Below are 5,131 nucleotides of genomic sequence, written 5' to 3' on the forward strand. Positions count from 1 at the left end.
GTGGGGGGGGGTGGAGGGGGGGGGGGGGTCGTGGGGGCGGGCTGGGGAGAAGGGGGCGACAGGGTCGGGGTGGGAGTCGGGCAGGTGCCCGCCACCGCCACCGCCGTGCCGCCGCCGGAGCCGGTGGAGGCGTACGCGCACGCGTCGGCGGCGACAGGGGCCGGTGCGCCGCTCGCGAGCCAAGTGAGGGTGAGCAGCGCCAGCAGCCGTATGCCGAGGGCGAGTCGCAGGGGCGGGGAGGTTCGTCGTGGTCCAGGCACGCCCGCGATCATCGGGCCCCGCGCACGCACATATGCGGGATTGGCGGTGTAATTGCCCCGAAGGAGGGACAGTTCGGGTCTCACCCGTTGCCGGACGACACCGGATCGCGTTTCGGGAGAGGGCTCCGGGCCGGACCTTTCGCGCCGAACTCTTCCGGCTCCGGCGGTTCTCCCGATTCTCCCGATTCTCTCGAATTTCGCGGCTCTTCGGGATCTTTCGGGTCCCCCGGCCCCTCCCTGAGCAGGGCCCTCGGGCGTTATCAGAAAGAAATATGCGTCCCCTTTGAACACTCACCGCACTCCCGCCCGTACCTAGGGCCATACGCGGTGCTGAGGAGTGCCGCAACACCTATGCAAACAGCGGGAGTTACCAATGAAGACCTCCTGGCGGAGCGCCTCACTCGTAGCGTCAGCTGCGGCAGTGCTGGTGCTGACGACGGCGTGCGGTCAGGAAAAGGCGGACACTTCGACCGGCAGCCAGAACGTGGGCGCGGCGCCCGCGGCCAACGGCTACGGCACGGCGGGAGCGACCGAGACGGGCGCCGCCGCCGCGGACGGACAGGGCGCCGTGGCGCAGAGCGCCGGTCAACTTGCCGTGTCGGACACCGCGAAGCTCGGTGAGGTGGTCACGGACAGCGCCGGCATGACGCTGTACCGCTTCGACAAGGACACGGCCGAGCCGCCCAAGTCGACCTGTGACGGCGACTGCGCCACGGCCTGGCCCCCGGTGCCGTCCTCCGGCGCCGCCGCTCCGGTGGGTATCGACAAGACCCTGCTCGGCGAGGTCACCCGTACCGACGGCACGAAGCAGCTGACCATCGACGGCTGGCCGCAGTACCGGTTCGCGAAGGACACCAAGGCCGGTGACACCAAGGGCCAGGGTGTGGGCGGCACTTGGTACGCCTCGGCCCCCACCGGGAAGAAGGCGGCCGCCGGCTCCGGGGGCGGTGCGGCAGCCGCCGACCTGCCCGGTCTGTCGACCCGTAACGACCCGGAACTCGGCGAGGTCGTCGTCGACAAGAACGGCATGACGGTCTACCGGTTCGAGAAGGACGTCCCGTGGCCGATGAAGTCGAACTGCATCGGCGCGTGCCTGGAGAAGTGGCCGGTCGTCGAGCCGGTGGACGCCGCCGACACCAAGGGCATCGACAACAAGAACGACGGCAAGCGCGGCTACGTCATCAACAACCGTCCGGACGGACTCAAGCAGCAGAGCATCGACTGCTGGCCGCTCTACACCTTCGCGGGTGACAAGAAGCCCGGCGACACCAATGGCCAGGGCGTCGGCGGCACTTGGTACGCCATCTCCCCCGAGGGCAAGCCGCTCGGCAAGCCGAAGTAGCCCCACCGCACGGCCACTTCCCCCAGGAGCGGCAGTGCCGGGACACCGGCACATCGGCACAAGTGCCTACAGGACCCGTTTCGCCCCCTCCGCACCGCACGGAGGGGGCGAAACGGCTTTTTCACATCCGAACGGCTTCCGTCGCCGCTCCTCGTGACGCCGCGCGACGCGCCGCCGTGACCCCTCCGGTCTCTTTGCAGTGCTTCCGGGCGATTTCGCGAGGCATTTCCCTCCGCACGTGCCGGAGGCAGTGGCCTTGAACGGACGGTCAATTTCCGTTTCCACTCGCTCCATTGGCGGGCGATCAGTAGCCTCAGCTCGAACACCGGATCGTCTACGCCTTGGAGAGACAGATGGAGCGTCCCGCCTGGGCCCCGCGCGGCATCGACATCTCGGTGCCCAGTGTGAGCCGGGTCTACGACTACTACCTGGGCGGATCGCACAACTTCGAGGTCGACAGGGAAGCGGCGCGCAGGGCCATGGAGTTCATGCCGGGGCTCCCCAAGATCATGCAGGCGAACCGGGCGTTCCTGCGCCGCGCCGTGCGCTTCGCGGCCGACGAGGGCGTCACCCAGTTCCTGGACATCGGCTCGGGCATCCCCACCATCGGCAACGTCCACGAGGTGGCCCAGAGCGCCCGCCCCGGCGCACGCGTCGTCTACGTCGACCACGACCCGGTGGCCGTCGCGCACAGCGAGGCCGTTCTGGCCGGCAACGAGGACGCGGTCGCCGTCGCCGGTGACCTCCGCAAGCCCCGCGAGATCCTGACGCATCCCCGGCTGCGGGACCTGATAGACCTGAATCAGCCAGTCGCTCTTCTCCTCGTTGCCATACTTCACTTCGTGGAGGACGAGGACGATCCGTACGGGGCTGTGGCAGAGCTGAGGGACGCGCTGGCGCCCGGCAGTCTGTTCGTCGTCACGCACGCTTCGTACGAGGGGATTCCGCTTCCCCCGGAGCGGGCCCGGGGGACCGTCGACGTCTACAAGGACATCCGAAGCCCGCTGATCATGCGCTCGCGCGACGACATCGCGCGGTTCTTCGAAGGGTACGACATGGTGGAACCCGGACTGGTGCCGATGCCGAACTGGCGGCCCGACCCGGCACCCGAGGACGAGGATCCCTACTCCTACTCGGGTTTCGCGGGCGTGGGGCGCGCGGCGTGACCGCGGAGCCGGACGGGCCGGAGGACAGACTGCGCAGGTTCGCGACGATCTGGAGCCGGGCGGTCTTCCCGGTGACCGCCACGTCGCTGACCCGGCCGGAGTTCGAGCAGCGCCTCGTGCCGCTCGCCCGGCGGCTCAGCGAGGCGCTGCGGGCCAGGACGTTCGAGGCGGCCGAGGGGCAGGCCGTCGGCGCCGCGCTCATCGGGGCGCACTGCACCGAGCCGGAGGCCCTCAGCGCCACGCTCGACTGCGTCGACGCCTACCTGGTGCTCTACTGCGGCGGGGACGGGGCCCAGGACGCCCTGCGCGCCCGCTCGGCGCGGTTGCAGCACGCCATGGCCGCCGGGTTCGCGAAGGCGCTGCGGGAGCGGACGCTGGCCGAGCAGGAGGCCATCGCGCGGGCCGCCCTCCAGGCCCAGGGCATCGTCGCGGACGCCCTGCACGCGACCGAGGCACGCTTCCGCGCGGTCTTCGAGGGCGCGGCGATAGGTATCAGCGTCGCCGACCTCGACGGCAACATCCTCCAGGTGAACAACGCCCTGCTGCGCATGTTCGGCGGCACCGAGCAGTCGGTGCGGGGCCGCAGCGTCACCGACTGGACCCACCCCGAGGACGCCCCCCAGGTCTGGCGGCTCTACGAGGAACTGGTGCGCGGCGATCGCGAGCACTACCACGTCGAGAAGGCCTTCTACCGGCCCGACGGAACGGTTCTGTGGACCAACCTCACCGTCTCCCTGCTGCGTGGCGCGGACGGGCAGCCGCAGTACCAGCTCGCCCTCATGGAGGACACCACCGAGCGCAGGCTGCTCAACCTCCGGCTCCGCTACGAGGCGACGCACGACGCGCTCACCGGGCTGCCCAACCGCACCCTGTTCTTCGAGCGGCTCGACAAGGCCCTCGCCGCGGGTGAGGGCATGCGCTTCGGCCTCTGCTACCTCGACCTCGACGGCTTCAAGACCATCAACGACAGCCTCGGGCACGCGGCGGGAGACCGGCTGCTCGTCGAGGTCGCCGACCGGCTGCAGTCCTGCGCGACCGCGCCCGGCGAGATGGTGGCCCGGCTCGGCGGCGACGAGTTCGTGGCACTGACCACCGGGCCCGACACCGAGAGCGAGGTCGACGCGCTCGCCGACCGCATCATGAACGCCCTCATCACGCCGGTCCGCATCGACGGCCGGGAACTGACGGTCCGCGGCAGCATCGGCATCGTCGAGGGCCCGACGGGCGAGCGCGGCCCCGCGGAGGTGCTGCGCAGCGCCGACATCACGATGTACCGGGCCAAGTCGGCGGGCGGCAACCGCTACGAGCTCGCCGACGCCGAGGCCGACGCACGCGCCATCACCCGGCACGGGCTCACCACGGCGCTGCCCGCGGCGCTGGACCGGGGCGAGTTCTTCATCGAGTACCAGCCGCTCGTCCACCTCGGCGACGGCAGCGTGCACGGCGCCGAGGCACTCGTGCGCTGGCTGCACCCGCAGCACGGGGTGCTCGGCCCCGACCAGTTCATCCCGCTCGCCGAGCACACCGGCCTGATCGTCCCGCTGGGCCGCTGGGTCCTGGAACAGTCGGTCCGCCAGGCGAAGGTCTGGCAGGAACGTCACTCCGACGCCGGCCCCCCGGTGCGCATCAACGTCAATCTCTCCCCGTGCCAGCTGACCCACCCCGGTCTTGTCTCCGACACGGTCGACATCCTGGAGCGCGTCGGCCTCCCGCCGAGCTCGCTCTGCCTGGAGGTCACCGAGTCCGCGCTGATCGGCGCCGACGACGACCTGCTCAAGCCGCTGCGCCGGCTCGCGGAGATGGGCGTCGACATCGCGCTCGACGACTTCGGTACGGGTTACTCGAACCTCGCGAACCTGCGCCGGCTGCCGGTGAGCATCCTGAAGCTGGACCGGTCCTTCACCCAGGGCATGCAGCAGTTCCCCGCCGATCCCGTCGACCTGAAGATCGTCGAAGGGATCGTCTCCCTCGCCCACAGTCTCGACCTCGCGGTCACGGTCGAGGGTGTGGAGACGGGGGCGCAGGCGGAGCAGCTGCGGCTGCTGGGCTGCGACACGGCTCAGGGCTGGTACTACGCCCGCCCTGGTCCTCCGGACCGGCTGCATGAGTTGGCGCTGGTGGACGCGACGGGTTGACCGTGCGAGCCCCCTGCGGGGCTTGGGGCGGTGGTGTCCTGCGGGTTGTCGTGGGCTGAGCGCGCAGTTCCCCGCGCCCCTGAAAGACGGGGCTGCGCCCCGGTCTTTCGCTTTTAGGGGCGCGGGGAACTGCGCGCTCAGCCCACGACAACCCGCACAACGCCCCTCGGCGCAAGCCCCGCAGGGGAGCGCGGGGAACTGCGCGACCAGCCCCCACCGGGGCCGCAG

3 protein-coding genes and 1 pseudogene are annotated in these 5,131 nt (G+C 70.6%); 3 read left to right on the forward strand and 1 reads right to left on the reverse strand.

All coding sequences use genetic code 11. From position 1 onward, the window contains the following. A pseudogene (locus tag AOK01_RS44520) lies at positions 1–260 on the reverse strand (hypothetical protein); the annotation flags it as partial. A 373-nt stretch (positions 261–633) separates the two neighbouring features. Here AOK01_RS44520 and AOK01_RS36240 point away from each other — a divergent pair. From AOK01_RS36240 to AOK01_RS36250, 3 genes are all read left to right on the forward strand, one after another. After that, positions 634–1,602: an SCO0930 family lipoprotein gene (locus tag AOK01_RS36240; protein WP_055519255.1), complete on the forward strand. Its 969-nt coding sequence runs from the start codon at positions 634–636 to the stop codon at positions 1,600–1,602. A gap of 353 nt (positions 1,603–1,955) precedes the next feature. Continuing rightward, the gene (locus tag AOK01_RS36245) at positions 1,956–2,768 is read left to right on the forward strand and encodes an SAM-dependent methyltransferase (protein WP_055519256.1); all 813 of its coding nucleotides are present in this window, start codon (positions 1,956–1,958) and stop codon (positions 2,766–2,768) included. Then, positions 2,765–4,903: a putative bifunctional diguanylate cyclase/phosphodiesterase gene (locus AOK01_RS36250; RefSeq protein WP_055519258.1), complete on the forward strand. Its 2,139-nt coding sequence runs from the start codon at positions 2,765–2,767 to the stop codon at positions 4,901–4,903. The genes AOK01_RS36245 and AOK01_RS36250 overlap by 4 nt, the downstream gene beginning before the upstream one ends. Positions 4,904–5,131: the final 228 nt, after the last annotated feature.

The sequence above is a fragment of the Streptomyces aurantiacus genome (assembly GCF_001418335.1).
Taxonomy (GTDB): Bacteria; Actinomycetota; Actinomycetes; order Streptomycetales; family Streptomycetaceae; genus Streptomyces; species Streptomyces aurantiacus.

Coding starts and splice junctions, on each gene's coding strand:
- AOK01_RS36240 (WP_055519255.1), top strand. CDS start 634: ATGAAGACCTCCTGGCGGAGCGCCTCACTCGTAGCGTCAGCTGCGGCA.
- AOK01_RS36245 (WP_055519256.1), top strand. CDS start 1,956: ATGGAGCGTCCCGCCTGGGCCCCGCGCGGCATCGACATCTCGGTGCCC.